Source organism: Cellulosimicrobium sp. NPDC030954, from assembly GCF_055571305.1.
In genome coordinates, this window is the sequence record NZ_JBVIFN010000007.1 from 13,728 (window position 1) to 39,055 (window position 25,328).

The 25,328-nt window shown below is 74.4% G+C and carries 24 protein-coding genes; 16 read left to right on the forward strand and 8 right to left on the reverse strand.

Translation table 11 applies throughout. The features are described from left to right. Positions 1 to 21: 21 nt before the first annotated feature. Together ACZ402_RS14305 and ACZ402_RS14310 are read right to left on the reverse strand one after the other, a co-directional pair. A complete protein-coding gene (locus ACZ402_RS14305; RefSeq protein ID WP_375824334.1) occupies positions 22 to 1,251 on the reverse strand; it encodes an AI-2E family transporter in 1,230 nt (409 codons plus the stop codon). A 98-nt stretch (positions 1,252 to 1,349) separates the two neighbouring features. Further along, positions 1,350 to 1,943 carry an HhH-GPD-type base excision DNA repair protein gene (locus ACZ402_RS14310; protein WP_375824335.1) on the reverse strand — a complete coding sequence of 198 codons (594 nt, stop codon included), beginning with the start codon at positions 1,941 to 1,943 and terminating at the stop codon, positions 1,350 to 1,352. A gap of 243 nt (positions 1,944 to 2,186) precedes the next feature. On the opposite strand from ACZ402_RS14310, the gene ACZ402_RS14315 reads away from it, so the two are divergent. After that, positions 2,187 to 3,482: a chitinase gene (locus ACZ402_RS14315; RefSeq protein WP_375824337.1), complete on the forward strand. Its 1,296-nt coding sequence runs from the start codon at positions 2,187 to 2,189 to the stop codon at positions 3,480 to 3,482. Positions 3,483 to 3,581: 99 nt separating this feature from the next. Here the strand turns inward: ACZ402_RS14315 and ACZ402_RS14320 are convergent, their stop codons facing one another. After that, entirely contained in the window at positions 3,582 to 4,004 is a 423-nt protein-coding gene (locus ACZ402_RS14320; protein ID WP_375824338.1) for a PNPOx family protein, read from the reverse strand. A gap of 35 nt (positions 4,005 to 4,039) precedes the next feature. Then, positions 4,040 to 4,993, reverse strand: a complete 954-nt coding sequence (locus tag ACZ402_RS14325) for an AraC family transcriptional regulator (RefSeq protein WP_375824339.1) — start codon at positions 4,991 to 4,993, stop codon at positions 4,040 to 4,042. A 164-nt stretch (positions 4,994 to 5,157) separates the two neighbouring features. Here ACZ402_RS14325 and ACZ402_RS14330 point away from each other — a divergent pair, with 164 nt between their 5' ends. The 3 genes from ACZ402_RS14330 (at position 5,158) to ACZ402_RS14340 (ending at position 6,970) form a co-directional block, all read left to right on the forward strand. Beyond that, entirely contained in the window at positions 5,158 to 6,075 is a 918-nt protein-coding gene (locus ACZ402_RS14330; protein ID WP_375824340.1) for a Rossmann-fold NAD(P)-binding domain-containing protein, read from the forward strand. Beyond that, complete coding sequence (locus ACZ402_RS14335) at positions 6,072 to 6,449, forward strand: anthrone oxygenase family protein (protein ID WP_375824341.1); 378 nt, start codon at positions 6,072 to 6,074, stop codon at positions 6,447 to 6,449. The genes ACZ402_RS14330 and ACZ402_RS14335 overlap by 4 nt, the downstream gene beginning before the upstream one ends. Before the next feature lie 77 nt (positions 6,450 to 6,526). Continuing rightward, the gene (locus tag ACZ402_RS14340; RefSeq protein WP_375824342.1) at positions 6,527 to 6,970 is read left to right on the forward strand and encodes a CoA-binding protein; all 444 of its coding nucleotides are present in this window, start codon (positions 6,527 to 6,529) and stop codon (positions 6,968 to 6,970) included. Positions 6,971 to 7,000: 30 nt separating this feature from the next. Here the strand turns inward: ACZ402_RS14340 and ACZ402_RS14345 are convergent, their stop codons facing one another. The 4 genes from ACZ402_RS14345 to ACZ402_RS14360 are packed head-to-tail and all read right to left on the reverse strand — an operon-like array spanning position 7,001 to position 10,545. After that, positions 7,001 to 7,534: a hypothetical protein gene (locus ACZ402_RS14345; RefSeq protein ID WP_375824343.1), complete on the reverse strand. Its 534-nt coding sequence runs from the start codon at positions 7,532 to 7,534 to the stop codon at positions 7,001 to 7,003. Between the two features lie 25 nt (positions 7,535 to 7,559). Continuing rightward, positions 7,560 to 8,462, reverse strand: coding sequence for a putative F420-0 ABC transporter ATP-binding protein (locus ACZ402_RS14350; RefSeq protein WP_375824344.1), 903 nt, complete (start codon positions 8,460 to 8,462; stop codon positions 7,560 to 7,562). Continuing rightward, positions 8,459 to 9,544 (reverse strand): putative F420-0 ABC transporter permease subunit, encoded by a 1,086-nt coding sequence (locus ACZ402_RS14355; RefSeq protein WP_375824345.1) that lies wholly within the window; start codon positions 9,542 to 9,544, stop codon positions 8,459 to 8,461. Before ACZ402_RS14355 ends, ACZ402_RS14350 begins: the two co-directional genes overlap by 4 nt. Continuing rightward, on the reverse strand, positions 9,541 to 10,545 hold the full coding sequence (locus ACZ402_RS14360) for a putative F420-0 ABC transporter substrate-binding protein (RefSeq protein WP_375824346.1): 1,005 nt from the start codon (positions 10,543 to 10,545) through the stop codon (positions 9,541 to 9,543). Before ACZ402_RS14360 ends, ACZ402_RS14355 begins: the two co-directional genes overlap by 4 nt. A gap of 304 nt (positions 10,546 to 10,849) precedes the next feature. Here ACZ402_RS14360 and ACZ402_RS14365 point away from each other — a divergent pair, with 304 nt between their 5' ends. The 12 genes from ACZ402_RS14365 to ndk all read left to right on the forward strand — a co-directional run bounded on the left by ACZ402_RS14365 (position 10,850) and on the right by ndk (position 25,273). Then, the gene (locus ACZ402_RS14365) at positions 10,850 to 11,659 is read left to right on the forward strand and encodes an SDR family oxidoreductase (protein WP_375824347.1); all 810 of its coding nucleotides are present in this window, start codon (positions 10,850 to 10,852) and stop codon (positions 11,657 to 11,659) included. A gap of 85 nt (positions 11,660 to 11,744) precedes the next feature. Then, positions 11,745 to 13,337: a molybdopterin-dependent oxidoreductase gene (locus tag ACZ402_RS14370; protein WP_375824348.1), complete on the forward strand. Its 1,593-nt coding sequence runs from the start codon at positions 11,745 to 11,747 to the stop codon at positions 13,335 to 13,337. A gap of 320 nt (positions 13,338 to 13,657) precedes the next feature. Beyond that, entirely contained in the window at positions 13,658 to 13,882 is a 225-nt protein-coding gene (locus ACZ402_RS14375) for a hypothetical protein (protein WP_375824349.1), read from the forward strand. 243 nt (positions 13,883 to 14,125) lie between these two features. Continuing rightward, on the forward strand, positions 14,126 to 17,581 hold the full coding sequence (ileS, locus tag ACZ402_RS14380) for an isoleucine--tRNA ligase (protein ID WP_375824350.1): 3,456 nt from the start codon (positions 14,126 to 14,128) through the stop codon (positions 17,579 to 17,581). Continuing rightward, positions 17,578 to 18,999 carry a bifunctional folylpolyglutamate synthase/dihydrofolate synthase gene (locus ACZ402_RS14385; RefSeq protein WP_375824351.1) on the forward strand — a complete coding sequence of 474 codons (1,422 nt, stop codon included), beginning with the start codon at positions 17,578 to 17,580 and terminating at the stop codon, positions 18,997 to 18,999. Before ileS ends, ACZ402_RS14385 begins: the two co-directional genes overlap by 4 nt. A 193-nt stretch (positions 19,000 to 19,192) precedes the next feature. Beyond that, positions 19,193 to 20,188: a dihydroxyacetone kinase subunit DhaK gene (gene dhaK / locus ACZ402_RS14390; protein ID WP_375824352.1), complete on the forward strand. Its 996-nt coding sequence runs from the start codon at positions 19,193 to 19,195 to the stop codon at positions 20,186 to 20,188. A 69-nt stretch (positions 20,189 to 20,257) separates the two neighbouring features. Then, on the forward strand, positions 20,258 to 20,902 hold the full coding sequence (dhaL, locus tag ACZ402_RS14395) for a dihydroxyacetone kinase subunit DhaL (RefSeq protein WP_141390325.1): 645 nt from the start codon (positions 20,258 to 20,260) through the stop codon (positions 20,900 to 20,902). Next, complete coding sequence (dhaM, locus tag ACZ402_RS14400) at positions 20,899 to 21,627, forward strand: dihydroxyacetone kinase phosphoryl donor subunit DhaM (protein ID WP_375824353.1); 729 nt, start codon at positions 20,899 to 20,901, stop codon at positions 21,625 to 21,627. The genes dhaL and dhaM overlap by 4 nt, the downstream gene beginning before the upstream one ends. A 74-nt stretch (positions 21,628 to 21,701) precedes the next feature. After that, entirely contained in the window at positions 21,702 to 22,391 is a 690-nt protein-coding gene (locus ACZ402_RS14405; RefSeq protein ID WP_375824354.1) for a TetR/AcrR family transcriptional regulator, read from the forward strand. Positions 22,392 to 22,523: 132 nt separating this feature from the next. Next, a complete protein-coding gene (locus tag ACZ402_RS14410) occupies positions 22,524 to 24,251 on the forward strand; it encodes an MDR family MFS transporter (protein WP_375824355.1) in 1,728 nt (575 codons plus the stop codon). A gap of 4 nt (positions 24,252 to 24,255) precedes the next feature. Further along, entirely contained in the window at positions 24,256 to 24,750 is a 495-nt protein-coding gene (locus ACZ402_RS14415; RefSeq protein WP_375824356.1) for a DUF4233 domain-containing protein, read from the forward strand. A gap of 70 nt (positions 24,751 to 24,820) precedes the next feature. After that, on the forward strand, positions 24,821 to 25,273 hold the full coding sequence (gene ndk, locus ACZ402_RS14420; RefSeq protein ID WP_375824357.1) for a nucleoside-diphosphate kinase: 453 nt from the start codon (positions 24,821 to 24,823) through the stop codon (positions 25,271 to 25,273). The last annotated feature ends 55 nt before the right edge of the window (positions 25,274 to 25,328 follow it).

Below are 25,328 nucleotides of genomic sequence, written 5' to 3' on the forward strand. Positions count from 1 at the left end.
CGATCGCAACAGGGTGCGCGGCTACGCCGTCTCCGAGGCGGGGGCGCCGTCCGCGGCCGAACCCTCAGGCTGGACCTGAGGGTCACGCTCGGGCTCCGGTCCGGCGCCCGCGTCCCGGCGGGAGACGATCTCGTCGTCCTCCATCGCGGCCGCCTCGTCGCTCTCCGCCGCGCCGGGTGCAGGGCTCGCCGTCCCGCCGTCCCGGGGCACGTCGTCACCCGAGAGCCAGCGCAACCAGCCCGAGCCGGGGTCGGGCTCCAGCACGAGCGCGCGTACGAGCAGCGTGAGCGGGATCGCGAGGATCGCCCCGAGCGGCCCGATGACGAACGTCCAGAACACGACGGAGACGAAGCTGAGGGTCAGGCTGAGGTTCACGGCGTCGGCCACGAACTTGGGCTGGACGAGCACCTGGAGCACGACGTTCACGACGCAGTAGACCGCGACGACGGCGAGCGCGAGCTGCCACCCGCCGACGACGAACGCCATGATCGCGGGCGGGACGAGGCCGAGCACGAAACCGATGTTGGGGATGAAGTTGGTGACGAACGCGAGGATCGCCCACACCGTCGGCGCGGGGACCGAGAGCAGCCAGAGCGCCACGCCGTCGACGATCGCCACGACCGCGCCGAACGACGCGTTGACGACGAAGTAGCGCCGCACGCCGCCGCTGAACCGGGACGCGCGGTCGATCGTCGCGGCGCGCTCGGTGCCGAAGACCGTGGTCGCGGTCGAGTACCGTGCCGCGTCCGCCGCCATGAAGATCGCGTAGGCGAGCACGAAGAAGAAGGCCGTCGCGATGCCGAGCGCCATGCCCGACACGTTCCCCGCGAGGCTGAGGACCCGGGCAGGCTCCAGCCACGACGTCGCCGCCTCCGCGACGTCCGTGTCGATCCCGACGGCGGAGAGCTGGTCGACGACGTCCTCGACCGAGCGCACCAGCGCCGGCAGGTACTCGCGCACCAGGTCGGCGAACCGGAAGCCCGCGAACACGAGCATCGCGACGAGCACGGCAAGGATGAGGTAGGCGACCACCACGACCGCCGTCGTGGCGGCCCACCGGGGCCAGCCGCGGCGCTCGAGCGGGAACCGCACGGGGTGGCAGATGATGACGATCACCGCCGCGAGGAGGATCGGCGCGAGCACCTCCCGGGCCGTGTGGACGCCCGCGAGCACCACCACGCCCGCGGCCAGCGCCAGGAGCGTGCGGGTGGAGGGAGGCAGCGCCGGGGCGCGCGACGTCGTCGTGGTCACGCGCCGACGATAGCGGCCGGGCGTCGTCGCGCACGCGGGCGTCCATCGAGATCCGGCCCGTGGTGCGGCCGGCGGTGCGGCCGGCGACGTGCCCGCGGTCAGGCCTTCGCGGCCTTCGCCGCGGCCTTCTGCGCCTTCTTGAAGGTGCGGACCTCCGCGAGCGACTCCGCGCTCGTGACGTCGGCGATGGACCGGCGCGACCCCTCGTCCCCGTAGTGGCCCGCCGCCTCGCGCCACCCGGCGGGCTGCACGCCGCGCTGCTTGCCGAGCAGCGCGAGGAAGATCCGGGCCTTCTGGTCGCCGTACCCGGGCAGCGCGCGCAGCCGGGCGAGGACCTCCGCGCCGGTCGGGGCACCGTCGGCGCCGGGCGCGGTCCAGATCCGGGTCGCGTCGCCGTCGTACTCGTCGACGACGACGCGCGCCAGGTCCTGGACGCGCGCGGCCATCGAGCGCCCGTACCGGTGGATGGCCGGCGGCGTCGTCGCGAGCGTGACGAACGCGTCGGGGTCCGCCTCCGCGACGGCGCGCGGGTCGATGGAGCCGAGGCGGTCGCGGATCTTGCGCGGTCCCGCGAACGCGTGCTCCATGGGGTACTGCTGGTCGAGGAGCATGCCGACGAGGAGGGCGAACGCGTCGTCGCTGAGGAGCGCGTCCGCGTCGGGGTCGCCGGTGATCCAGAGCTGGTCGGTCATGCCGTCCATCATGGCAGGACGGCGGCGCCCGCGTCCGGTCGCGGGTCCCGCGGAGCCGCGCGGGGTCGTCGCCCGGGGCATCCGTATACGGGGTGCTACGGACGCGTAGATCGCGAAAGATACGCAATCGCACCGATGGGCGCGGGTCGCGGACGCCGTAGCGTCGATCCGTCGGTCGCCCGGTGCGCCGACGTCTCCCGCACCCGGCGCCACGGACGACGCCGGCCTGGACCGGAGGTTCCCATGTTCCGAAGGAAGCTGCTCACGCTCGCGACCACGACGGCGCTCGCCGTCGGCGCGACCGTCGGCCTCGCTGCACAGCCGGCGTCCGCCGCGACGCCCATCCCCGACCACGTGTTCTCGCCGTACTACGAGATGTGGCTGGGCGACGACATCAGCGCCGTGTCCCAGCAGGCGGGCGCCGACCACATCACGCTCGCGTTCGCCCAGACCGAGCGGCAGGGGTCGTGCACGCTCTACTGGAACGGCGACACGTCGCTGCCGATCGCGCAGTCGAGCTTCGGCGCCCAGGTGGACGCGATCCAGGCGCGCGGCGGCAATGTGATCCCGTCCCTCGGCGGCTGGACCGCGGACGACGCGACCGAGGACGGGCAGCTCACCGAGCTGGCGGACTCGTGCACGGACGTGAACAAGATCGCGGCGCAGATCCAGAAGCTGATCACGACGTACGACGTCGAGCGCATCGACTTCGACATCGAGGCGGACTCGATCAACAGCAGCGCCGGCGTGGACCGTCGCAACAAGGCGCTGAAGATCGTCCAGGACTGGGCCGAGGCCAACGGCCGGACGTTCGAGGTGCAGTACACGCTGCCGACCACGACGCAGGGCCTGGCCGCGTCGGGCAAGAACCTGCTGCGCAACGCCGTGACGAACGGCGTCGAGGTCTCGGTCGTCAACGTCATGACCTTCGACTACTGGGAGGGTGACCGCGCGAACATGGCGCAGGACACCGTCACCGCGACGACCGGCCTGGTGAGCTTCCTCAGGACGATCTACCCGTCGAAGACGGACGCGCAGCTCTGGGGCATGGTCGGCATCACGGAGATGATCGGCGTCTCCGACTGGGGCGTGGGGGAGACGTTCTCCCTCGCGAACGCCGACTCGGTGCTCGCCTTCGCGCAGCAGAAGGGCGTCGCCTACCTGTCGTTCTGGGCGCTGCACCGCGACACCGGGGGCTGCGCCGGCGCGCAGACGACGCAGGACGACTGCTCCGGGCTGGCGCAGCAGAGGTTCGAGTTCTCGAAGAAGTTCGCGTCGTTCACCTCCGGCGCGACGGACCCGACGGACCCGACCGACCCGACCGACCCGACGGACCCGACCGACCCGACGGACCCCACCGACCCGACGGACCCCACCGACCCGACCTGCACGGCGGCGCCGTGGAGCGCGTCGCAGGTGTACGTGGGCGGGACGACGGCGTCCTTCGAGGGGCACACGTGGAAGGCCAAGTGGTGGACGCTCGGGGAGAAGCCGGGCGCCGCGACCTGGGGCCCGTGGGCCGACCTCGGCGCGTGCTGACCCGCTAGCGCTCACGGACGCCCGGTCGGACCTCCGGCCGGGCGTCCGCCGTCACGTGGCGCGCGACCGTCGGCCGGACGCCGCGGCACGGGCGCAGTGCTACGCGGACGTCGTGGCCGGCACCCGCAGGAGCCTCCCGGTCCGGAACTGGTCCACCCCCGTGCGACGCAGGACGGCGCTCGTCCAGCCGGGCACGAGCCGCAGACCGACCTCGCCCGTGACGCGTCGCACGTCCACGACGCGGAACTCCTGGCCCCGCCGCTCCAGCACGAACTCGCCCGCGGCGTCGACGTTGCGCACCCAGTCGACGTCCGGCCCGTACGTGAGCGCGAGGACGACGCGGACCGGGTCGGCCGGCGTGTCGCGGTAGGCGAACGCGAAGACGGGCGTGCGGTAGACGCGGCCGCTGCGTCGGCCGACGTGGCGCACGACCGCCATCGGCCCGACCCCCGTCGCGACGCGCAGCATCACGGGGTTCAGGAAACGCTTGTTGCTGCGGGTCACCCAGCGTGGGATCGGCATGGCGACCATCCTGCCCGGGTCCGGCGTCGTCCGCCTCAGGCGGCGCCCGCGCGCGCCGCCCGGTGCGTCGCCGGGCTCACCCCGCGCACGCGCTTGAACGCCGCGCTCAGCGCGAACGGCGACGCGTACCCGACGGTGCGCGCGACCGACGTCAGCGTCGCGTCGGGCTCGAGCAGCAGGTCCGCCGCGAGGTCGAGGCGCCAGCCGGTGAGGTAGCTCATCGCCGGCTCGCCGACGAGCGTGGTGAAGCGCCGCGAGAACGCCGCGCGCGAGAGCCCGACCTCCCGTGCGAGCGCGTCGACGGTCCAGGCGCGGGCCGGGTCGTGGTGGATGAGGCGGAGGGCCGCGCCGACCACCGGGTCCGCGTCGGCGCGGTACCAGCCGGGCGCGTCGTCGCGGGAGAGCCAGGTGCGCAGGCACGAGATGAGGAGCAGGTCGAGCAGGCGGTCGAGCACGGCCTCCTGCCCGGGGAGGTCCTGCACGACCTCGCGCGCGAGCATCTCGACGAGGGTCCCGTCGACGTCGTCGCCGCGCAGCACCACGCGCTGCGGGAGCACGCGCAGGACGCGGCGGCCCACCTCGCCGTCGAGCGGGTAGGTGCCCGTGACGATGACGGTCTCGCCGCCGGGGTCGTTGCCCCACGACCGCACGCCGAGCACCGTCATGGGGGAGGGCCCGCCGTCGACCGCGCGGCACATGTCGGACTCCGGCCCGACGACCACCTGCGGCGCGGTCGTCGGCGCGTCCGCCACGACGTAGTGGGCAGGACCGCGCAGCAGGACGACGTCTCCCGCCTCGACGTGCACGCCCGGGTCCGTCCCGTCGTCGCCCACGGCCGGCCCGACCCAGCCCGACCCGCGCAGCACGGGCACGATCGTCAGCGGCGCCTCGTCCTCGATGCGCATGCCCCAGGGGGCGCGGAGGTGGCTGCGCAGGAGGAAGGCGCCGCGGGCGCGCGGCCCGTCGAGGAGCCCGGCGACGACGTCCATCCGGTCAGGGTACGCACCGCCCCGGAGCCGGGGCCAGAGATCGCCGAGCCGGAGGACCGCGAGACGATCACGTATGGAGACGAGCGTCAGAGCCATGTCGCGTCTCGCCCCTGCCCGGTTGACTGGCATTCGTCCCCGCACCGACCCTCGACAGGAGAGACGCCATGAGCGCCACGACACCGCGCCCGACAGATGCCGCGGTCCCCGCCTCGACCGACGCTCCGACCGCCGCCCCGGCCACCGGCCCGGTCCTCGTCCTCGGCGCGACCGGAAAGTCCGGCCGCCGGGTCGCCGACCGCCTCGACGCCCTCGGGCTCCCCGTGCGGCGCGCGTCCCGCTCCGGAGCCGTCCGCTTCGACTGGGAGGACGAGACCACGTGGGGCCCCGCGGTCGCCGGGGCCGAGGCGGTGTACGTGGTCTACGTGCCCGACCTCGCGATCCCGGGCTCCCCGGAGACCGTCGCCCGGTTCGCGGCCCTCGCCCGGGAGGCGGGCGTGCGCCGGCTCGTCCTGCTCTCGGGTCGCGGCGAGGTCGAGGCGCAGCGCGCGGAGGTGCTCGTCGCCGAGGCGTTCCCCGGCCGCACCGTGGTCCGGTGCGCGTTCTTCGACCAGAACTTCAGCGAGAGCTTCCTGCTCGATCCCGTGCTCGACGGCGTCCTCGCGCTCCCGGTGGACCGGGTCGCCGAGCCGTTCGTCGACCTCGAGGACGTCGCCGACGTCGCGGTCGCGGCTCTCGTCGACGACGCGCACGCCGGACGGGTCTACGAGCTCACCGGTCCGCGCGCGATCACGTTCGCCGACGCCGTCGCGGAGATCGCCGCCGCGAGCGGACGTGACGTGCGGTTCGCGCCGATCACGATCGACGAGTTCGTCGCGGGCCTGCGGGCGATCGGGCTGCCGGAGGACGTCGTGGGTCTCATGCGCTACCTGTTCACCGAGGTGCTCGACGGGCGCGGGACCCCCGTCGCCGACGGGGTCCGCAAGGCGCTGGGCCGCGAGCCGCGCGACTTCCGCGAGTTCGCCGCGCGCGAGGCCGCGGCATGGTCGGTGACCGTCACGGCGACGTCCGGGCAGGCGTCGTGAGCGTCTTCACCATGCTCGTCGTCGCAGGTGCGGTCGCGACGGGTCTCGCGGGCGGGGTGCTCTTCGCGTTCTCCACGTTCGTCCTGGGCGGCTTGCGCCGCCTCCCCGCGGCGGCGGCCGTCGTCGGCCTGGTCGGCGGCGAGCCGGGCGCGGGGCGGGCGCTCGCGGGCGCCGTGGTCGCGCTCGTCGGGATCCTCGGCGTGACCGCGGTGGGCAACGTCCCGCTCAACGAGCGTCTCGACGCGGCGGCGGCCCGGCCCCAGGACCTCGCCGCCGCGTGGGCAGCGTTCCTCCCGCGCTGGCTCGCGTGGAACCACGTGCGGACCGTCGCGGGCGCGGCCGCGACCGCGCTGCTCGCGCTCGCCCTCGTCTGACCGTTCCGCTGCGACTGCCCGAGGCGGCCGGGCCCCGACCGCGGAATAGCCGCGGCCGGGGCCAGGTTGCGCACGACATGAGCGACGTCGCAGCCGCCGAGCCGGCCCACGAGCAGGAGACCGTCCGTCGTGTCCTGGAGGACACGCAGACCTGGGCCGTCGTCGGCCTGTCGAACAACGCGTCGCGCGCCGCGTACGGCGTGGCGCGCGTGCTGCAGGAGCACGGCAAGCGCATCGTGCCGGTGCACCCGTCCGCCGAGACGGTGCACGGCGAGCAGGGCTACGCGACGCTCGCGGACGTCCCGTTCCCCGTCGACGTCGTCGACGTGTTCGTGCGCTCCGAGCTCGCGGGCGACGTCGCCGACCAGGCCGTCGCGATCGGCGCGAAGGCCGTCTGGTTCCAGCTCGACGTGATCGACGAGGACGCCGCGCGCCGCGTCCGCGAGGCCGGCCTCGACATGGTCATGGACCGGTGCCCGGCGATCGAGCTGCCCCTGCTCCGGTCGGGGTCGGCCGGGTGAGTGCGTGACGCACGTCGCGGCGGGCCGTGCTCAGCGGTCGAGGCGTGCGGCGGCCAGGTCGAGGGCCGTGCCGAGCTCGTCCTCCGGGATGTACAGCTCGCCGAGCGACATCGAGAAGGGCGACTCGTCCATCCCGAGGGCTCTGGCCGCGGGCTCGAGGTCGAGGTCCGTCCCGTCCTCGGAGATCCCGCTGTCGACGTAGACCGGCATGCCCGACACCTCGGGCAGCACGACCGTCAGCACGGCGGCCAGCGCGTCGGGGTGCGGCTCGGGACGCTCGGCGTCCTCGGCCGGGAGCAGGCGCACCCCGACGCCCAGGTCGCACGCACCCTCGCAGTTGCTCGCACCGGTGTACAGGCTCACCTCGACGGGGAGGTCCGCCGCGTCCAGCGCGTGCTGGACCGCGGGCAGGGCCCGCTCGACGTCCGCGTAGGAGACGTTCGAGGTGTCGAACGGGGAGCGCCCGTCGAGCACCGCGCAGCCGGAGACGGACACGACGCACGTCGCGACGAGACCGGCCGCGACGACGGTCCGCAGGGTGCGGGGGACCAGTGAGAGACGCACCCGCCGAGGGTACGCGAACGGGCGCTCAGTCCCGCGGCGCGAACGTGAGCACGGGACGCCCCGTGCGGGGGTGCGTCAGCACGTCGCTCCGCACGCCGTAGACCGGGTCGAGCACCTCGGGGACCAGCACCTCGTGCACGTCGCCCGCGGCGACGACCCGGCCGTCCGCGAGCACGACGACGTGGTCGCACGTCTGGGCGGCGAGGTTGAGGTCGTGGAGCGCGGCGAGGACGGTCACGCCGTCGTCGGCCAGGTCGCGCAGGACGCGCATCGTGTCGAGCTGTGCGGCGATGTCGAGGTGGTTGGTCGGCTCGTCGAGCAGCAGCAGCGCGGGCTCCTGGGCGAGCGCGCGCGCCAGGTGCACGCGCTGGCGCTCGCCGCCGGAGAGCGTCGCGACCTCCCGCTCGGCGAACGCGGCCATGCCCGCGCGGGCGAGCGCCGCGGTCGCGGCCTCCCGGTCGTGCGCGGAGTCGCCCGCGAGGAGCGAGCGATGGGGGATGCGGCCCAGGAGGACGGCGTCGAGCACGGAGAGCGGGAGGTCGGTCGTCGCGTCCTGCTCGACGAGCGCGAGGACGCGCGCGCGCCGCCGCCGCGGCATCGCGAGCAGGTCCGCGCCGTCGAAGCGCACGCGCGCGGCGTCGTCGGGCCCGGCGGTCGGGGCGCGGACCCCCGCGAGCACGCGCAGGAGCGTCGACTTGCCGGAGCCGTTGGGCCCGAGCAGCCCGCTCACCGCGCCGGTCGGGGCGGTGCAGTCGACCCCGTCGAGGACCAGGCGACCGTCGACGGACCACGACACGCGCGCGGCGTCCAGCCCGCCGGGGCTCCGCGGACCCGGGCTGCGCCGGGCAGCGTCGTCGAGGCGGTCCCGCACGTCGTCCGCGCCCGCCCCGGGCACCGCGGGCGCCGTCGTGCGTGTGGTCTCGCTCATGCGGCCTTCCTCCCGCGCCACAGCAGCAGCGCGAACACCGGGGCGCCGATCGCGGCGGTGACGATCCCCACGGGCAGCTCGCGGGGCGCGAACACGGTGCGCGCGAGCGTGTCCGCCCAGACGAGGAACGTCGCGCCGAACAGCGCGGACAACGGCAGCAGGAGGCGGTGCCGCGCGCCCGTGAGGAGCCGCACCGCGTGCGGCAGGATCAGCCCGACGAACCCGATGGACCCCGACTGGGAGACGAGCGCCCCGGTGAGCAGCGCGACGCCCACGAGCAGCGTCCAGCGCACGCGCGCGACGTCGACCCCGAGCGTGGACGCGGCGGTGTCGCCGAACGTGAAGGCGTCCAGCACGGAGCCGGTCGACGCGAGCAGGGTCCCGAGCACGAGGGTCGCGCCGCCCGCGACCGCGACGGAGGTCCACGTCGCTCCGGCGACGGACCCCATGAGCCACGAGAGGATCTCGCGGTAGGAGTCGCCGGTCGCGGACCAGAAGATGACGAAGCTCGTCGCGGCCGCCGCGAGCTGGCTCACCGCGAGGCCCGCGAGCACCGTCCGCGTGGGCGTGAGCGCGCCGAGCGCGCCCGCGAGGCCGAGCGCCGCGACGAGCGCGAGCACCGCGCCCCCGAACGCCGCGACCGGCAGGAGCACGGTCCACCCGGCGACCAGCACGAGCACCGCGCCGAGCGATGCGCCCGACGACAGCCCGAGGAGGTACGGGTCCGCGAGCGGGTTGCGCGTGAGCGACTGCATGACGACGCCGCACACGGCCAGCCCGGCGCCGACCGCCGCGGCGGTGAGCACGCGGGGGAGGCGGAGCTGCCACACCATGCCGTCCTGCAGCGTGCCGAGCGGCTCGAGGCCGAGCAGCCCGCCGAGCCCGAGGTGGGTCGCGACCGAGCGCCACACGTCCCCGACCGCGAGGTCCGCCGGGCCGATCGTCACCGTGAACAGCACCGTCACGACGAGGGCGCCGACGCCGGCCGGCACCCACCATCCCGCGCCGCGGCGCGCGCGGGCCCCCCGGCCGTCCGGTCGGGCGAGTGGCGTGGGAGCGGGCCGGGTGCGCAGCGTCGTCACAGGCCGAGCGCCTCCAGCTGCGCCGCGAGGTCCACGACGGCATCGACGTTGCGCACGCCGGCCTCGGTCGCCGGGAACGGGATCGTCAGGTACCGGCCCTCGCGCACGGCGGTCATCTCGGCCGTCGCCGGGTTGGACTCGAGCCGCTCGATCTTCGCGTCCGCGGTGTTCCACGCGGCGTCGACGAGGACGAGGACGTCGGGGTCGGCGGCGATCGCCTCCTCCCACGCGAACGCGGTCCAGGTGTCGTGCACGCCGCCTGCGACGTTCTCCAGCCCGACGGCGTCCATGATCATCTGCGGCGCTCCGATGCCCGCGCCGACGTAGGGGATGTCGTCCCCGGACGAGTACCACAGGGCCGTGAGCCCGCGCTCGTCCCGGGCGACGCCGTCGAGCGTCGCACGCTGCTCGGCGACGAGGTCGGCGGCCGCGTCCTGCGCGTCGAAGATCGTGCCGACCTCCGTGATCTCGGCGAACACGTCGTCGAACGTCAGCGGGTCCGGCATGTACTCCGGCGCCTTGCACGCGGCCGGCGAGACGTACGTCGCGACGCCGAGCCGCGCGAGCGTCTCGCGGTCGCCCGCGCCCTCGGCCGTGAGGTTGGACTCCCAGCCCGCGTAGACGAGGTCGGGCTCGGTCCCCAGGACCGCCTCGGCGCCGGGGACCTGGTCCGACATCGGCTCTGCCACCGCCGGGACGGCCGCCGCGGCGTCGGCCAGGGACGCGGGGACCGGGCCGTCGGCGAACGCGCTCGCGACGATCCGGTCGCCCAGCCCGAGCGCGAGCAGCATCTCCGTGGTGCTCGACTTGATCGTCACCACGCGCTCCGGCGCCGCGTCGAACGTCACCTCGAACCCGCAGTCGTCGAGCGTGAGGGGGTAGGCGGTCGCGGTCACGTCGCCCGACGGCGGGGCGTCACCGCCCGCGTCCGGCTCGTCACCGGGTGCGGTGCTCGACGAGCAGGCGGCGAGCGCGAGGGCGAGCGTGGCGGCCGGGAGCACGAGGGCGACGCGGCGTGCGGACCGGCGGGACAGAGGGCGAGGCAGAGTGCGAGGCAGGATGCGGGAGAAGGGCACGGGCGGGGTCTCCGGGGTCGGGCGCGTCGCGGCGAACCCTCGACGGGCACGCCGCTGCGGCGGTGCGTTCTCGATGCCGACCGGCGAGCGCCGACCGGGACCGACGCGTCATCTCGCGTCGCGCGGACCCGCGGCACAGATCCGGTGCCGCCCCGACGGGCCAGTGCGGGGCCCGTGATCCTCCGCCAGCCTAGTCCTTCCCGCGCGGCGGCGTGGCAGAGTGTCCGTCGTGACGGAGCCATCGAACCAGCCTGCCCAGACCCCCGCGCCGTTGCGTGCCGTCGTGACCGGCGCGTCGTCGGGCATCGGGGAGGCGTGCGTCCGGTTCCTGCGTGCTCGTGGCTGGGACGTCGTCGCGTTCGCGCGGCGCGCGGACCGGCTCGCCGAGGTCGCGGAGCGCACGGGCGCCCACCCCGTCGTCGGGGACGTCACGTCGGACGACGACGTCGCACGCCTCGTCGCGGAGGCGGGCGCGCGGGGGTCGGTGCACGCGCTGCTCAACGTCGCCGGGTTCGGGCTCGGCGTCGACCACGTCGACGAGGCGAAGATCGACGAGTGGCGCGCGATGTACGAGACGAACGTGCTGGGCACCGTGCGCGTGACGAAGGCGTTCCTGCCGCTCCTGCGCGCGTCGCGCCGGGGCGACATCGTGCTCATGACGTCGACCGCGGGTCACGACACCTACGTCGGCGGGTCGGGCTACGTCGCGTCCAAGCACGCGCTGCTCGGGGTCGCGAGGACGCTCCGGCTGGAGCTCGTGGGCGAGCCGATCCGCGTCATCGAGATCGCCCCTGGCCTCGTGCACACGCCGGAGTTCTCGCTCAACCGCTACCACGGGGACCAGGCCGGGGCCGACGCCGTGTACGCCGGGGTCGTGGACCCGCTCACCGCGGACGACGTCGCCGACGTCGTGACCTTCGCCGTGACGCGCCCGCACCACGTCAACATCGACTCGCTCGTGCTGCGTCCCGTCGCCCAGGCGTCGACGTACTCCCTGTGGCGTGCCCCGCTCGTCCCGAAGGGCGTCGACCCGGCCTGAGCGCCGAACGAGCACGGTCCGGTGGCCGGGACCGTGGCGCGAAGGCTGCGACGGGCGTTGACTGGGAGCGACGAGAGGGCGGCAGATGAGCGGCAGCGTGCGACAGCGTGAGCACGCCGGGGCGTGGGCGGCGCTCGCGGGGGTCGTGTGCGCAGCCGTCGGGTTCGCCGTCGCCGAGCTCGTCGCGGCGCTCGTCGGCCCGGGGTCGAGCCCGCTGTTCGCCGCCGGGGCCGGGGTGGTCGACGCCGTCCCCGGGCCGGTCAAGGACTGGGCGGTCGCGACGTTCGGCACGGCCGACAAGACGGTCCTGCTCGGCGGCATGGCGGTCGTCCTCGCCGCGGGCGCGGCGCTCGCGGGCCGGCTCGAGCTGCGCCGTCCGCCGTGGGGCTCCGTGCTGCTGGGCGTCGTGGGAGCGGTGGCCGCCGTCGTGGCCGCGGGCCGGCCGGGTGCGAGCGTCGCGTGGGCGCTGCCCTCGCTCGTCGGCGTGGGGGTCGCGATCCTGCTGCTCCGGGCGTCCCTCGCGCCGCTGCGCGGCCCGACCGGCGCGGGCCTCCCCGTCGAGAGCGTCGCCGACGACGGCCGGGCGGGTTCCGGCGCGCGTGGCCGGATGGACCGGCGCCGCTTCCTCCTCGTCACCGGCCTCGCCGCCGCGGCAGGCGTCGTCGCGCTCGCGACGTCGCGCGCGGTGTCGGCCGGGTCGCGCGCCGTCACGGCCGCGCGCGAGGCGCTGCGGCTGCCGGCACCGGCGACGCCCGCGCCGGCCGTCCCCGCCGGGGCGGACCTGGGGGTCCCGGGACTCGCGCCGTACGTGACCCCGAACGGCGACTTCTACCGGATCGACACCGCGCTGCGCGTGCCCCAGGTGGACCCCGCCTCGTGGACGCTGCGCGTGACCGGTCTCGTCGACGAGCCGTTCGAGCTCACGCTCGACGAGCTCCTCGCGCTCCCGCTCACCGAGCACCACGTGACGCTCACGTGCGTGTCGAACGAGGTCGGCGGCGACCTCGTGGGCAACGCGCGGTGGCTCGGGTACCCCGTGCGCGAGCTGCTCGCGCGCGCCGGGGTCCGCGACGGCGCCGACATGGTCCTGTCCACGAGCGCCGACGGCTGGACGGCGAGCACGCCGCTCGACGTCCTGGTCGACCCCGACCGGGCGTGCCTGCTCGCGGTCGGCATGAACGGCGAGCCGCTGCCCGCGGAGCACGGGTTCCCCGCCCGGCTCGTCGTGCCGGGGCTCTACGGCTACGTGTCCGCGACCAAGTGGGTCACCGAGCTCAAGGTCACGACCTTCGCCGACGACGTCGCGTACTGGTCCACGCGCGGCTGGTCCGAGCGCGGCCCGATCAAGCTCGCGTCGCGCGTCGACACGCCGCGCGCGGGGGCGCCCGTCACCGCGGGCGCGGTGACCGTCGCGGGCGTCGCGTGGGCGCAGCACACGGGGGTCGCGGGCGTGGAGGTCCGGGTCGACGACGGCACGTGGCGCCCGGCGACGCTCGCCGACACGGTGGGCCCCGACACGTGGCGGCAGTGGTCGTACGCGTGGGACGCCACGCCGGGGGAGCACCGCCTGACGGTGCGTGCGACCGACGCCGACGGCCGCACGCAGACCGCCGACGTCGCCCCGCCCGCCCCCGACGGCGCGTCCGGGTGGCACGAGGTCACCGTGCGCGTGGGCTGACGGGACGGGCGTCCGGCCCGTGGACCCCGGGTTGTCCGCCCGGGTCCGCCCTGGCACCATGTCCGCGTGACCTCCCCGCGCCCCACGAGCAGCACGCTCGTCGTCGCGCGCCCGCAGGTCCCCTCCGCCACCTGTTGTTGAGGGCTCGCGGCGCCCTGCGCAGCCTCGACCTGGTGTCCGCGAGCAGCCTCCCGCCCCTCCCTCTCCGTGAGGGGGGCGTGACGGTCGCCGGTCTCGTGCCACGGGCTCATCGATGAGTCCCGCGCGACGCCCGGGTCTGCACCTCCGGACGCCCGCCGAGCACAGGACGCGAGACCACCATGTACGTTCCCCCGCACTTCCCCCGCTACCGGCCGACCGCGACGCTCCCGCCCGCCGTCGCCCCGGCCGAGCCGCCGCTCACCCTCGAGTGGCTCGTCGCGCGCGACATCGACGCCTACACCGCGCGCCGCCGCGCGGCGGCTACCATGGACGCACAGGCGTCGACCCGGCCATCACCGGCGAGCCTCCGGAAGAACGGGACCCGCGCCGTCGGGCAGGCCTGACGGCCCCGCGGCCAGGTCCTCACTAGAACCGGACGGGTGGGCCCGTCACAGCCTGCGACGAGCGGTCGGCGACCGCCCGCCGGGCCCGACGGCGTCGGGCACCGGAGGACGACGCCGGCAAGCGAGGTGGTACCGCGGCGAGCCCACCCTGGGTGGGGGAGTCGTCCTCGCAGGAGAGCACGACCGACCCGTACCACCACGGCGGACCTCCGCCGGCCGCTACCCACCGGAGTCCTCGAGACCATGGCCTACCCGCTGCACCGCGACCTCTCGTCCGATCCCACCACCGACTCCACGACCGCCGACGCGCGCCCCGGCGCGGCGTTCGGCGTCCCGGCCTCCCCGGACCTGCCCGCGATCGAGCGCGAGGTGCTCGCCTACTGGGACGCGGACGACACGTTCCGCGCGTCGGTCGAGCGCAACCCCGCCGGCGAGAACGGCAGCAACGAGTTCGTCTTCTACGACGGCCCGCCCTTCGCCAACGGCCTGCCCCACTACGGGCACCTGCTCACGGGCTACGCGAAGGACGTCGTCCCGCGCTACCAGACGATGCGCGGCAAGCACGTCGAGCGCCGCTTCGGCTGGGACACGCACGGCCTGCCCGCCGAGCTGGAGGCGATGGACCAGCTCGGGATCAAGACCAAGGAGGAGATCCTCGAGCTGGGGATCGAGCGGTTCAACGACGCGTGCCGCGCGTCGGTGCTCAAGTACACGAGCGAGTGGCAGGACTACGTGACCCGCCAGGCGCGCTGGGTCGACTTCGAGCACGACTACAAGACGCTCGACCCGACGTTCATGGAGTCGGTCCTGTGGGCGTTCAAGCAGCTCTACGACAAGGGCCTCGTGTACGAGGGCTTCCGCGTGCTGCCGTACTGCTGGAACGACCAGACGCCGCTGTCCAACCACGAGCTGCGCATGGACGAGGACGTGTACCAGGTCCGCCAGGACCCGGCGGTCACGGTCGGCTTCCGGCTCGAGACGGGCGAGCTCGCGCTCATCTGGACGACGACGCCCTGGACGCTGCCGTCCAACCTCTTCGTCATGGTCGGCCCCGACGTCGAGTACGTCGTCGTCGAGTCGTCCTTCACGGGCGTCAAGGAGCGGTACGTGATCGCGGCCGAGCGCCTCGGGGCGTACGCGCGCGAGCTCGCCGACGAGGGCGTCGAGGACGTGACGACGCAGGTCGTCGAGCGGCTCACGGGCGCCGACCTCGTCGGGCGGTCCTACACGCCGCCGTTCTCCTACTTCGCGGGCCACCCCGGTGCGCACCGCGTGGTCGAGGCGGACTTCGTCACGACCACGGACGGCACCGGGCTCGTGCACAACGCCGGCGCGTTCGGCGAGGAGGACAAGGTCGTCTCCGACCGCGAGGGCGTCGAGCCCGTGCTGCCGGTCGCGTCCGACGGCAAGTTCGTCTTCCCCGTCGTCGACTACGAGAGCCTCCAGGTCTTCGACGCGAACGCGCTCATCATCGACCACCTCAAGGGCCGGACGCGCCACGACGCCGCGGTCGCCGCGGGCGAGCAGACCCCGGACCTCGCGCTCGGCGCGACGAGCCCCGGGACGGTGCTGCTGCGCCGCGAGTCGTACGCGCACTCCTACCCGCACTGCTGGCGCTGCCGGCAGCCGCTCATCTACATGGGCGTGTCGTCGTGGTTCGTCGCGGTGTCGACGTTCAAGGACCGGATGGTCGAGCTCAACGAGCAGATCTCCTGGACGCCCGAGCACATCCAGCACGGCCAGTTCGGCAAGTGGCTCGAAAACGCGCGCGACTGGTCGATCACGCGCAACCGGTTCTGGGGCAGCCCCGTGCCGGTGTGGCGCTCGGACGACCCGCAGTACCCGCGCATCGACGTCTACGGCTCGTTCGCCGAGCTCGAGCGCGACTTCGGCACGCTCCCGCGCAACGAGAAGGGCGAGCCGGACCTGCACCGCCCGTTCGTCGACCGCCTCACGCGGCCGAACCCCGACGACCCGACGGGCCGCTCGACCATGCGCCGCGTCGAGGACGTCATGGACGTCTGGTTCGACTCGGGGTCCATGCCCTACGCGCAGGTGCACTACCCGTTCGAGAACACCGACTGGTTCGAGCACCACAACCCGGGCGACTTCATCGTCGAGTACATCGGCCAGACGCGCGGCTGGTTCTACACGCTGCACGTGCTCGCCACCGCGCTGTTCGACCGCCCCGCGTTCCGCTCGGCCGTCTCGCACGGCATCGTGCTGGGCTCCGACGGCCGCAAGATGAGCAAGTCCCTGCGCAACTACCCGGACGTCAACGAGGTCTTCGACCGCGACGGCTCCGACGCGATGCGCTGGTTCCTCATGAGCTCGCCCATCCTGCGCGGCGGCAACCTCGTCGTCACCGAGGACGGGATCCGCGACGCGGTGCGCCAGGTGCTGCTCCCGCTGTGGAGCACGTACTACTTCTTCACCCTGTACGCGAACACGTCGAAGGCGCAGGCGCGCGCGGGCGAGCCGGGCGGGTCGGCGGGATACGTCGCGCAGAAGGTCGCACCCGAGCGCGTGGCCGGGCTCCCGGCGCTCGACCGGTACCTGCTCGCGCGCACGCACGACCTCGTCGTGCGCGTCACCGAGCAGCTCGACGCGTACGACATCGCGGGCGCGTGCGAGACGGTCCGCGAGCACCTCGACGTCCTGACGAACTGGTACGTGCGCACGCAGCGCGACCGGTTCTGGGCCGAGGACGCGGACGCGTTCGACACGCTGTACACCGCGCTCGAGACGCTCACGCGCGTCATGGCGCCGCTCGCTCCGCTGCTCGCGGAGGAGGTGTGGCGCGGCCTGACGGGCGGGCGCTCGGTGCACCTCACCGACTGGCCGGCGTCCACAGAGGATGTCGGCGAGGACGGCGCGTCCGCCGTGGCCGTGCGCCACGTCCCGGACGCGTCCCTCGTCGCCGACCCCGCGCTCGTCGCCGCGATGGACGAGGTCCGCGCCGTGGCGTCGGCCGCGCTCGGCCTGCGCAAGGCGAACCAGCTCCGCGTGCGCCAGCCGCTCGCGCGCCTCACGGTCGTCGTGGACGACCCCGAGGCCCTCGCCCCGTACACCGACCTGCTCGCGCGCGAGCTCAACGTCAAGGCGGTCGACCTCGAGTCGACCGACTCCGACGCCGCCGAGCGGTTCGGCATCACCCAGCGCCTCGCCGTGAACGCCCGCGCCGCGGGCCCGCGCCTGGGGCGCGGCGTCCAGGCCGTCATCAAGGCCTCGAAGGCCGGGGCGTGGCGCGTGGACGACGCCGGGGACGTCGTCGTGACGACGGACGACGGCGACGTCGCGCTCCTGGCCGCGGAGTACGAGCTGACGACCGTGGTCGCCGACCGCGGCGTCGCCGAGGGAGAGGCGCCGAGCGTCGCCGCCGCGGTGCTCGCGGGCGGCGGGTTCGCCGTCCTCGACCTCGTGCTCGACGACGCGCTGCTCGCCGAGGGCTACGCGCGCGACGTGATCCGCGACGTGCAGGACGCCCGCAAGGCCGCCGGCCTCGACGTGGCCGACCGCATCCGGCTGTCGCTCGACGTTCCGGGCCAGTGGCTCGTCGCGGTCGACGAGCACCGCGACCTCGTCGCGCGCGAGACGCTCGCGGTCGAGGTCGTCGTCGAGACGTCGCCGACCGACGTGCGCTCCGTGCGCGTCGAGAAGGCCGACGGCACCGTCCCGGATGCGGCGGTGATCCTGTGAGCGCCGCCCGCAAGGACCCCGGCGCCGCACGCCGGCAGAGCGCGAAGGACGCCCGTGCGGCGGCGGAGGACGCCGCCGCGCAGGCGGACCTCGAGCGCGTCTACCAGCACATCGTGGCCCGTGCGCCCGAGCACGACTTCGACCCGACGATCGACCGGGTGCGGCGCCTGTTCGAGCTGCTGGGCGACCCGCAGCACGCGTTCCGGACGATCCACCTCACCGGGACCAACGGCAAGACGAGCACCGCGCGCGTCGCCGAGCGGCTCGTGCGCGAGCACGGCCTGCGCACCGGCCTGTTCACGAGCCCGCACCTGACGAGCGTCACCGAGCGGATCGTCGTCGACGGCGAGCCGCTCTCGCCGCGACGGTTCGTCGAGGTCTGGGACGACGTGTACCCGTACGTCCAGGTCGTCGACGCCGAGCTCGCGGAGGCCGGGCAGTCGCAGCTCAGCTTCTTCGAGGTGCTCACGGGCGTGGCGTTCGCCGCGTTCGCCGACACGCCCGTGGACGTCGCGATCGTCGAGGTGGGCATGGGCGGCGAGTGGGACTCGACCAACGTGGTCGACGCCGAGGTCGCCGTCGTGACGCCTGTCGCGCTGGACCACGAGCGCTGGCTCGGCAGCACGCTCGAGGAGATCGCGACGGTCAAGTCGGGCATCGTCAAGGACGGCGCGACCGTCGTCTCCGCGGCCCAGCGCCCGGAGGTCGAGGAGGTGCTGCGGGCCCGCGTCGAGCGCGTCGGCGCGCGCCTGCTGCGCGAGGGCGTCGACCTGGACGTCGCGGCACGGCAGGTCGCGGTCGGGGGCCAGCTCCTCGACCTGCGCACCCCCGCGGCGCTCTACGCCGAGGTGTTCCTCCCGCTGCACGGCGAGCACCAGGCGCACAACGCGCTCCTCGCGCTCGCCGCGGTCGAGGCGTTCCTCGGCGGGCGCGCGCTCGACGGCCAGGTGGTCGAGACCGCGTTCGCGGACGTCACGTCGCCGGGCCGGCTCGAGGTCGTGCGGTCGAGCCCGACCGTCCTCGTCGACGCCGCCCACAACGCCGCGGGGGCGGAGGCGCTCGCGGTCGCGCTGGGGGAGGCGTTCGACCTGCGCCACCTCGTCGGGGTCGTCGCGATCATGGCGGACAAGGACGCGGAGCCGCTGCTCGCGGCGCTCGAGCCGGTGCTGTCCGAGGTGGTCGTGACGCGCAACAGCTCGGAGCGCTCGGCCGACCCGACGGAGCTCGCCGAGCTCGCCGCGGACGTGTTCGGCGAGGACCGCGTGCACAGCACCGAGCGGCTCGACGAGGCGCTCCAGGTGGCCGTCGACCTCGCCGAGCGGGACGACGCGGTGGGCGTCGGGACGGGCTCGGGCGTGCTCGTCACGGGCTCGGTCGTCACGGTCGCCGACGCGCGCATCCTCCTCGGGCGCGGCTGACGCCCCGTCCCGCGCGGCACTGATACTCCGCGCACGAGGCGCGCCACCGGGTGGCGCGCCTCGTCGCGTCGGGGACGCCTCGCGGCCCGCCGCACCCGGGTGTTTGATGGAGGCGACGACGGCGACGGGCACGCCGGGCGGGGGTCGTCAGCGTCCGGACCACCGGGCGCACGGACCGATGGAGGGATGACCGGTGAAGAAGCTGCTCAACGATCCCCAGGACGCGGTGTCGGAGTCCCTGGAGGGCTTCGGCCAGGCGCACGCCGACCTCGTGGAGGTGCACGTCGCGCCGCCCTACGTGTCGCGCGCCGGGGGTGCGGTCCCCGGGAAGGTCGGGCTGGTCTCGGGCGGCGGCTCGGGGCACGAGCCGCTGCACGCGGGCTTCGTCGGGTCGGGCATGCTCGACGCCGCGGTCCCCGGCGCGGTCTTCACCTCGCCGACGCCGGACCAGATCGTCCCGGCGATCCTCGGCGCCGACTCGGGCGCGGGCGTCCTCGCGATCGTGAAGAACTACACGGGCGACGTGCTGAACTTCGAGACCGCGGTCGAGCTCGTCGAGGCGGAGGGCACGCAGGTCACGAGCATCCTCGTCAACGACGACGTCGCGGTCGAGGACTCGCTCTACACCGCGGGCCGCCGCGGCGTCGCGGGCACCGTCGCGGTCGAGAAGATCGCGGGGGCCGCGGCCGAGCGCGGCGACGACCTGGGGGCCGTGACGGAGATCGCGGGCCGCGTCGTCGCGAACGTGCGCTCGATGGGCGTCGCGCTCACCGCGTGCACCGTCCCGCACGTCGGCAAGCCGAGCTTCGACCTCGGCGACGACGAGGTCGAGATCGGGATCGGCATCCACGGCGAGCCGGGGCGGCACCGCATCCCGATGGCCTCGGCGGACGAGATCACGCAACGGCTCGTGGACCCCGTCGCCGACGACCTGGGCCTGTCGGACGGCGAGGACGTGTTGCTGTTCGTTAACGGAATGGGCGGTACGCCGCTGTCCGAGCTGTACGTCGTCTATCGTCAGGCGAGGAGGCTGCTCGAGGGGCGCGGCGTACGGGTGACGCGCTCGCTCGTCGGCAACTACGTCACGTCGCTGGAGATGCAGGGTGCGTCGGTCACCGTGCTGCGCCTGGACGACGAGCTCACCGCCCTGTGGGACGCTCCCGTCCACACGGCTGCGCTGCGCTGGTGAGCGGGTGCCCTTTCGTGCAGTCTCCGAGAGCCGGCGGACCGCCGGCTCGACGGCGAGGAGAGGTGGGGCATGACGCTGGACGTGGCCTGGGCGGACCGGTGGACGCGGCTGAGCGCGGAGCGCATCGCGGCGGCACGGGACGAGCTGACCGAGCTGGACCGCCAGATCGGTGACGGCGACCACGGGGAGAACCTCGACCGGGGGTTCCGCGCGGTGGTCGCCAAGCTCGACGGGGCGGCGGCCGGCGACCAGCCGCCGGGCCAGATCGGCGACGTGCTCAAGCTGGTGGCCACGACGCTCATGTCGTCCGTCGGCGGTGCTTCGGGCCCGCTCTACGGGACGGCGTACCTCCGGGCCGCGAAGGTGACCGGGCTCGCGGAGCTCGACGCGCACGGCGTCGTCGCGCTCCTCGAGGGCGCGCTCGAGGGCATCACCGCGCGCGGCAAGGCCCAGCTCGGCGAGAAGACGATGGTGGACGCGTGGCAGCCCGCCGTGGACGCGGCCGAGGGCGCCGCCGACGGTGGCGCGTCGACCGCCGACGTCCTCGCTGCGGCCGCCACGGCGGCGCGCGCGGGCGCCGAGGCGACGATCCCCCTCGTCGCCACCAAGGGGCGGGCGAGCTACCTCGGTGAGCGCAGCGCGGGTCACCAGGACCCGGGCGCGACCTCGACCGCGATCCTGCTCGAGGCCGCGCGCGACGCGGCGACCGCGTGAGCGGCACGGTCGGGGCGCGGGCGCGCGTCGCGCTGGTCCTCGTCTCGCACTCGCAGCGGCTCGCGGAGGGCGCGGTCGAGCTGTCCGCGCAGATGGCGCCCGGTGTGCTGCTGCTCGCGGCCGGCGGGACCGACGACGGCGGGCTCGGCACCAGCTACGACCGCGTGTCCGCGGCGCTCGAGGAGGCGCTGGGCGTCGCCGACGGCGTGGTCGTGCTCGCCGACCTGGGCTCGGCCGTCATGACGGTCGAGTCGGTCCTGGACATGGAGGACGGGTTCGACGGGAGGGTCCGGCTCGCCGACGCCCCGTTCGTCGAGGGGGCCGTCGCGGCGGCGGTGACCGCCCACGGCGGCGGGGACGTCGCCGAGGTGCTCGCGTCCGCCGAGCACGCGGGCGGGACGTTCGCGGTCGCGGCCGGCGCCCCCGAGAACGGGGGACCGGCCGCCGCGTCGGCGGCCCCCACGGACGGCGCGGCGCGCGCCGTCGTCACGCTGCGCAACCCGCTCGGCCTGCACGCGCGCCCGGCGGCCGTGCTGGCCCGCCTCGTCGCGGGCTACGACGCGAGCGTCGCGATCGACGGCGTCAACGGGGCGAGCGTGCTCGAGCTCATGAAGCTCGGCGCGACCGGCGGCAAGGAGCTCACGGTGACCGGGGAGGGCCCCCAGGCCGCCGACGCCGTGCGTGCGGTGGTCGAGGCCGTGGAGGGTGGTTTCGGCGAGGTCTGAGCCGATGCTCGTGTGACGGCGATCACGCGAGATTGCAGTTGATGCAAAATTGCACGGGATGCAAGAATAGTCTCGTGCCCACGACTCTCCCTGACGTGCCCGCTCGCCCCTCGTTGGCCGAGCGGGCCGCGGCGTGCCTCGCACCGTCTCCCGGCGGGCTGCGGGAGCGCAAGAAGCGCGCCCGGCGCGAGGCGCTCGTCGAGGCCGCGCAGACGCTCGTGCTGGAGCGCGGTCTCGAGGCGGTGACGGTCGAGGACATCTGCGCCGAGGTCGGGGTCTCGCCGCGCACGTTCTTCAACTACTTCCCGTCGAAGGACGACGCCGTGCTCGGCCTCGAGGACCTCGCCGTGCGGCCCGAGATCGTGGCGACCTTCGTCGGGGGCGGTCCCACGGGGGCGCTGCTCGACGACCTCGAGGTCGTCGTGGCCGACGTGCTGGCGCAGCAGATCGTCACGCCCGAGCGCATGGCGCGCACGCTCGAGCTCGTCCAGCGCGAGCCGCACCTCGTCACCCGGCACGTCGCCTGGGTCGAGGGGCACCGCGCCGAGCTCGTCGACATGTTCCTCGCACGCCGCGCCGTGCGGCCCTTCGTCCCCGACCCCGAGCTCCTGGCACTCGTGGTCATGAGCCTGCTGCGCGCGAGCACGCTCGAGTGGCAGCAGCGCGACCGCGAGGGCGAGCCGGTGGACCACCTGCCCGCCGTCGTCGGACAGCTCCGCGCGCTGCTCCAGGACTCGCGCGCCCCCGATCCCGCGGCCCGCTAGCCGTACGCCCTCGACGCCGCACGAGGGCACGGACGCCCCGGCGTCCGCACCGCCACCCGCTCCTCCCCACCACCCGACGACGGGCCGCGCCCGTCGGCGCGCTCCCGCCCGTCCTGACCGAACCGGATCCTCATGGCCTCCACCACCGCAGCACCGCCCGTCGACGGCGGCAAGCCGCTCGTCGTGCTCACCCCGCGCACCGTGTGGGTGATCTTCGGCGCCCTCATGGCGTCGATGTTCCTGTCCTCGCTCGACCAGTCGATCGTCGGCACCGCGATGCCGACGATCGTCGGCGAGCTCCACGGCGTCGAGCACCAGGGGTGGGTCATCACGGCCTACATCCTGGCGATCGCGATCGTCATGCCCCTCTACGGCAAGTTCGGCGACCTGTGGGGCCGGCGCTGGCCGTTCCTCGTCGCCATCGGCCTGTTCACGGTCGCGTCCGCCGGCGCCGGGTTCGCGCAGACCTTCCCGGAGCTCGTCGCCTGGCGCGGCGTGCAGGGCCTCGGCGGCGGCGGTCTCATGATCCTGTCGCAGGCGATCATCGCCGACATCGTCCCCGCGAAGGACCGCGGCAAGTACATGGGGCCCATGGGCGCCCTGTTCGGCATCGCGGCCGTCATCGGGCCGCTCCTCGGCGGCTGGTTCACCGAGGGTCCGGGCTGGCGCTGGGCGTTCTGGATCAACGTCCCGATCGGCGTCGCGGCGTTCGTCGTCGCGTGGGTCGCGCTCAAGCTCCCGTCGCACCGCTCCGGCCGCAAGATCGACGTCGCCGGCATCTTCTTCCTCGTCGTCGCCACCTCCGGCATCGTGCTCGTCACGAGCTGGGAGTCCCTCACCAGCTCGCGCGGCTACGACTGGTCGGACCCGTGGCTCCTGGGCCTCGTGGCCGCGGTGGTCGTGTCGGTCGCGATGTTCGTCGTGGTGGAGAACCGCGCCGAGGAGCCGCTGCTCCCGCTGCACCTGTTCAAGAACCGGACGTTCACGATCGCGACCCTCATCGGCCTCGTGCTCGGCATGGGCATGTTCTCCGCGCTCGCCTTCCTGCCGACGTTCCTCCAGATGTCCACCGGCGCGGGCGTCACCGAGTCCGGGTTCCTCATGCTGCCGATGATGGTCGGCGTCATGATCACGGCCATCGGGTCGGGTATCGCGATCACGAAGACCGGCCGCTACAAGATCTACCCGGTCCTCGGCCTCGCGATCACCGCGGCCGGCATGATGTGGCTCACGCGCATCACGGGCGACATGTCGATGTGGCTCTTCGGCGCGATGATCCTCGTCATGGGCGCCGGCATGGGCCTCGTCATGCAGACGATCGTCCTCGCGGTGCAGAACTCGGTCGACCCGCACGAGATCGGGACGGCGACGAGCGCGAACAACTTCTTCCGCGAGATCGGCGCGGCCGTCGGGACGGCGCTGTTCAGCACGATCTTCACGTCGCGGCTCGCCGACAACCTCGAGGGCGTCTTCGCGGGCCTGCCCGCGGGCTCGGCCCCTGCCGGGGCCGAGGGGTCGTCGCTCACGCCCGAGATGGTGCAGCAGCTGCCCGAGCCGATCCACACCGGCGTCGTCGACGCGTTCACCGACGCGCTCGCCCCCGCCTTCTGGTACCTCGTCCCGCTCGTGCTCGTCGGGTTCGTCCTCGCGCTGTTCCTGCGCGAGGTCAAGCTCTCCGACGTCGCGGGGATGGTCGCGCGCGGCGAGGCCGTCGCGGACCACGGCGACCTCGTCGAGGACGCTCCGGCGCACGGCGCGGACGGCACGGAGGACGGCGTGGCCGTCGTGACCGCTGGCGCCCCCGGAGCGGGCGGCGACCACCCGGAGGACCGGGACCGCGACGCCGCGCCGGTATCCTGACCGGGTGAGCACCTCGCCGTCGCAGCCCGCCGCGCAGCCGTCCCGCTACGGCCGCGCGGCGGGCCCGGTGCGCCCTTCGCCGGGCGACCGCATCAAGCCGAAGAAGCCCGCGAAGGCCCAGTTCGCGTCGACCACGCTGCTGCTCGAGGCCTTCCTCGTGGTGTTCGCCACGCTCGTCGCCTACGGCCTGCGGGACGTGCCCTACTCGCGCGGTCCGCTCGAGCTGCCGAGCGCGACGTCGATCTGGCTCGTGGGCGGCGTCCTCGCCGTCGTGCTCGTCGTCCTGTCCCGCATGGTCGGCACGCCCGGCGGCTACGTCGCCGGGTCGGTGGTCCAGGTGCCGGTCCTGGCGTTCGGCCTCGTCGTGCCGATGATGTTCGTCGTCGGCGGGCTCTTCGTCGTGCTGTGGATCGTCTCGATCCGCCTCGGCGGGCGCATCGACCGCGAGCGCGCGGCGTACGACGCCGAGCACCCCGAGACCGCGCCCAACGCCGACTGAGGCGGGGCGGCCCCCCGGGCCCGTGGTCACGGCGTCCGGCACGCCGGTGCGGCCGGTAGGCTCGGCGACCATGACCGACGTCGCACCCGCACTGACCGAGACCATCGAGCGCACCCTCATCCTCGTCAAGCCCGACGGCGTCCGCCGCGGCCTGTCCGGCGAGGTCCTGCGCCGCGTCGAGGCCAAGGGCTACACCCTGGTCGGCGTGCGCCTGCTCGACGCGACGCCCGAGCTGCTCGCGGCGCACTACGCCGAGCACGAGGGCAAGCCCTTCTACCAGCCGCTCGTCGACTTCATGCTCTCGGGCAAGGTGCTCGCGGTCGTCGCCGAGGGCCAGGGCGTCATCCCCGGCTTCCGCTCCCTCGCGGGCGCGACGAACCCGACCGAGGCCCTGCCCGGCACCATCCGCGGCGACCTCGGCCGCGACTGGGGCCTCAAGGTCCAGCAGAACCTCGTCCACGGCTCCGACTCGCCCGAGTCCGCCGCGCGCGAGATCGCGCTCTGGTTCCCCGAGCTCGGCTGACCCACCGTCACGCGGCACCGCGCCCCGTCCCGGCCGCACCGGCCGGGGCGGGGCG

What these genes read in the sequence shown, in the direction of transcription:
- ileS (WP_375824350.1), top strand. Translation starts at nt 14,126, where the DNA reads ATGGCCTACCCGCTGCACCGCGACCTCTCGTCCGATCCCACCACCGAC.
- ACZ402_RS14340 (WP_375824342.1), top strand. Translation starts at nt 6,527, where the DNA reads ATGAGCGACGTCGCAGCCGCCGAGCCGGCCCACGAGCAGGAGACCGTC.
- ACZ402_RS14310 (WP_375824335.1), bottom strand. Translation starts at nt 1,943, where the DNA reads ATGACCGACCAGCTCTGGATCACCGGCGACCCCGACGCGGACGCGCTC.
- ndk (WP_375824357.1), top strand. Translation starts at nt 24,821, where the DNA reads ATGACCGACGTCGCACCCGCACTGACCGAGACCATCGAGCGCACCCTC.
- dhaL (WP_141390325.1), top strand. Translation starts at nt 20,258, where the DNA reads ATGACGCTGGACGTGGCCTGGGCGGACCGGTGGACGCGGCTGAGCGCG.
- ACZ402_RS14325 (WP_375824339.1), bottom strand. Translation starts at nt 4,993, where the DNA reads ATGGACGTCGTCGCCGGGCTCCTCGACGGGCCGCGCGCCCGCGGCGCC.
- ACZ402_RS14320 (WP_375824338.1), bottom strand. Translation starts at nt 4,004, where the DNA reads ATGCCGATCCCACGCTGGGTGACCCGCAGCAACAAGCGTTTCCTGAAC.
- ACZ402_RS14410 (WP_375824355.1), top strand. Translation starts at nt 22,524, where the DNA reads ATGGCCTCCACCACCGCAGCACCGCCCGTCGACGGCGGCAAGCCGCTC.
- ACZ402_RS14315 (WP_375824337.1), top strand. Translation starts at nt 2,187, where the DNA reads ATGTTCCGAAGGAAGCTGCTCACGCTCGCGACCACGACGGCGCTCGCC.
- ACZ402_RS14375 (WP_375824349.1), top strand. Translation starts at nt 13,658, where the DNA reads ATGTACGTTCCCCCGCACTTCCCCCGCTACCGGCCGACCGCGACGCTC.
- ACZ402_RS14350 (WP_375824344.1), bottom strand. Translation starts at nt 8,462, where the DNA reads ATGAGCGAGACCACACGCACGACGGCGCCCGCGGTGCCCGGGGCGGGC.
- ACZ402_RS14370 (WP_375824348.1), top strand. Translation starts at nt 11,745, where the DNA reads ATGAGCGGCAGCGTGCGACAGCGTGAGCACGCCGGGGCGTGGGCGGCG.
- ACZ402_RS14330 (WP_375824340.1), top strand. Translation starts at nt 5,158, where the DNA reads ATGAGCGCCACGACACCGCGCCCGACAGATGCCGCGGTCCCCGCCTCG.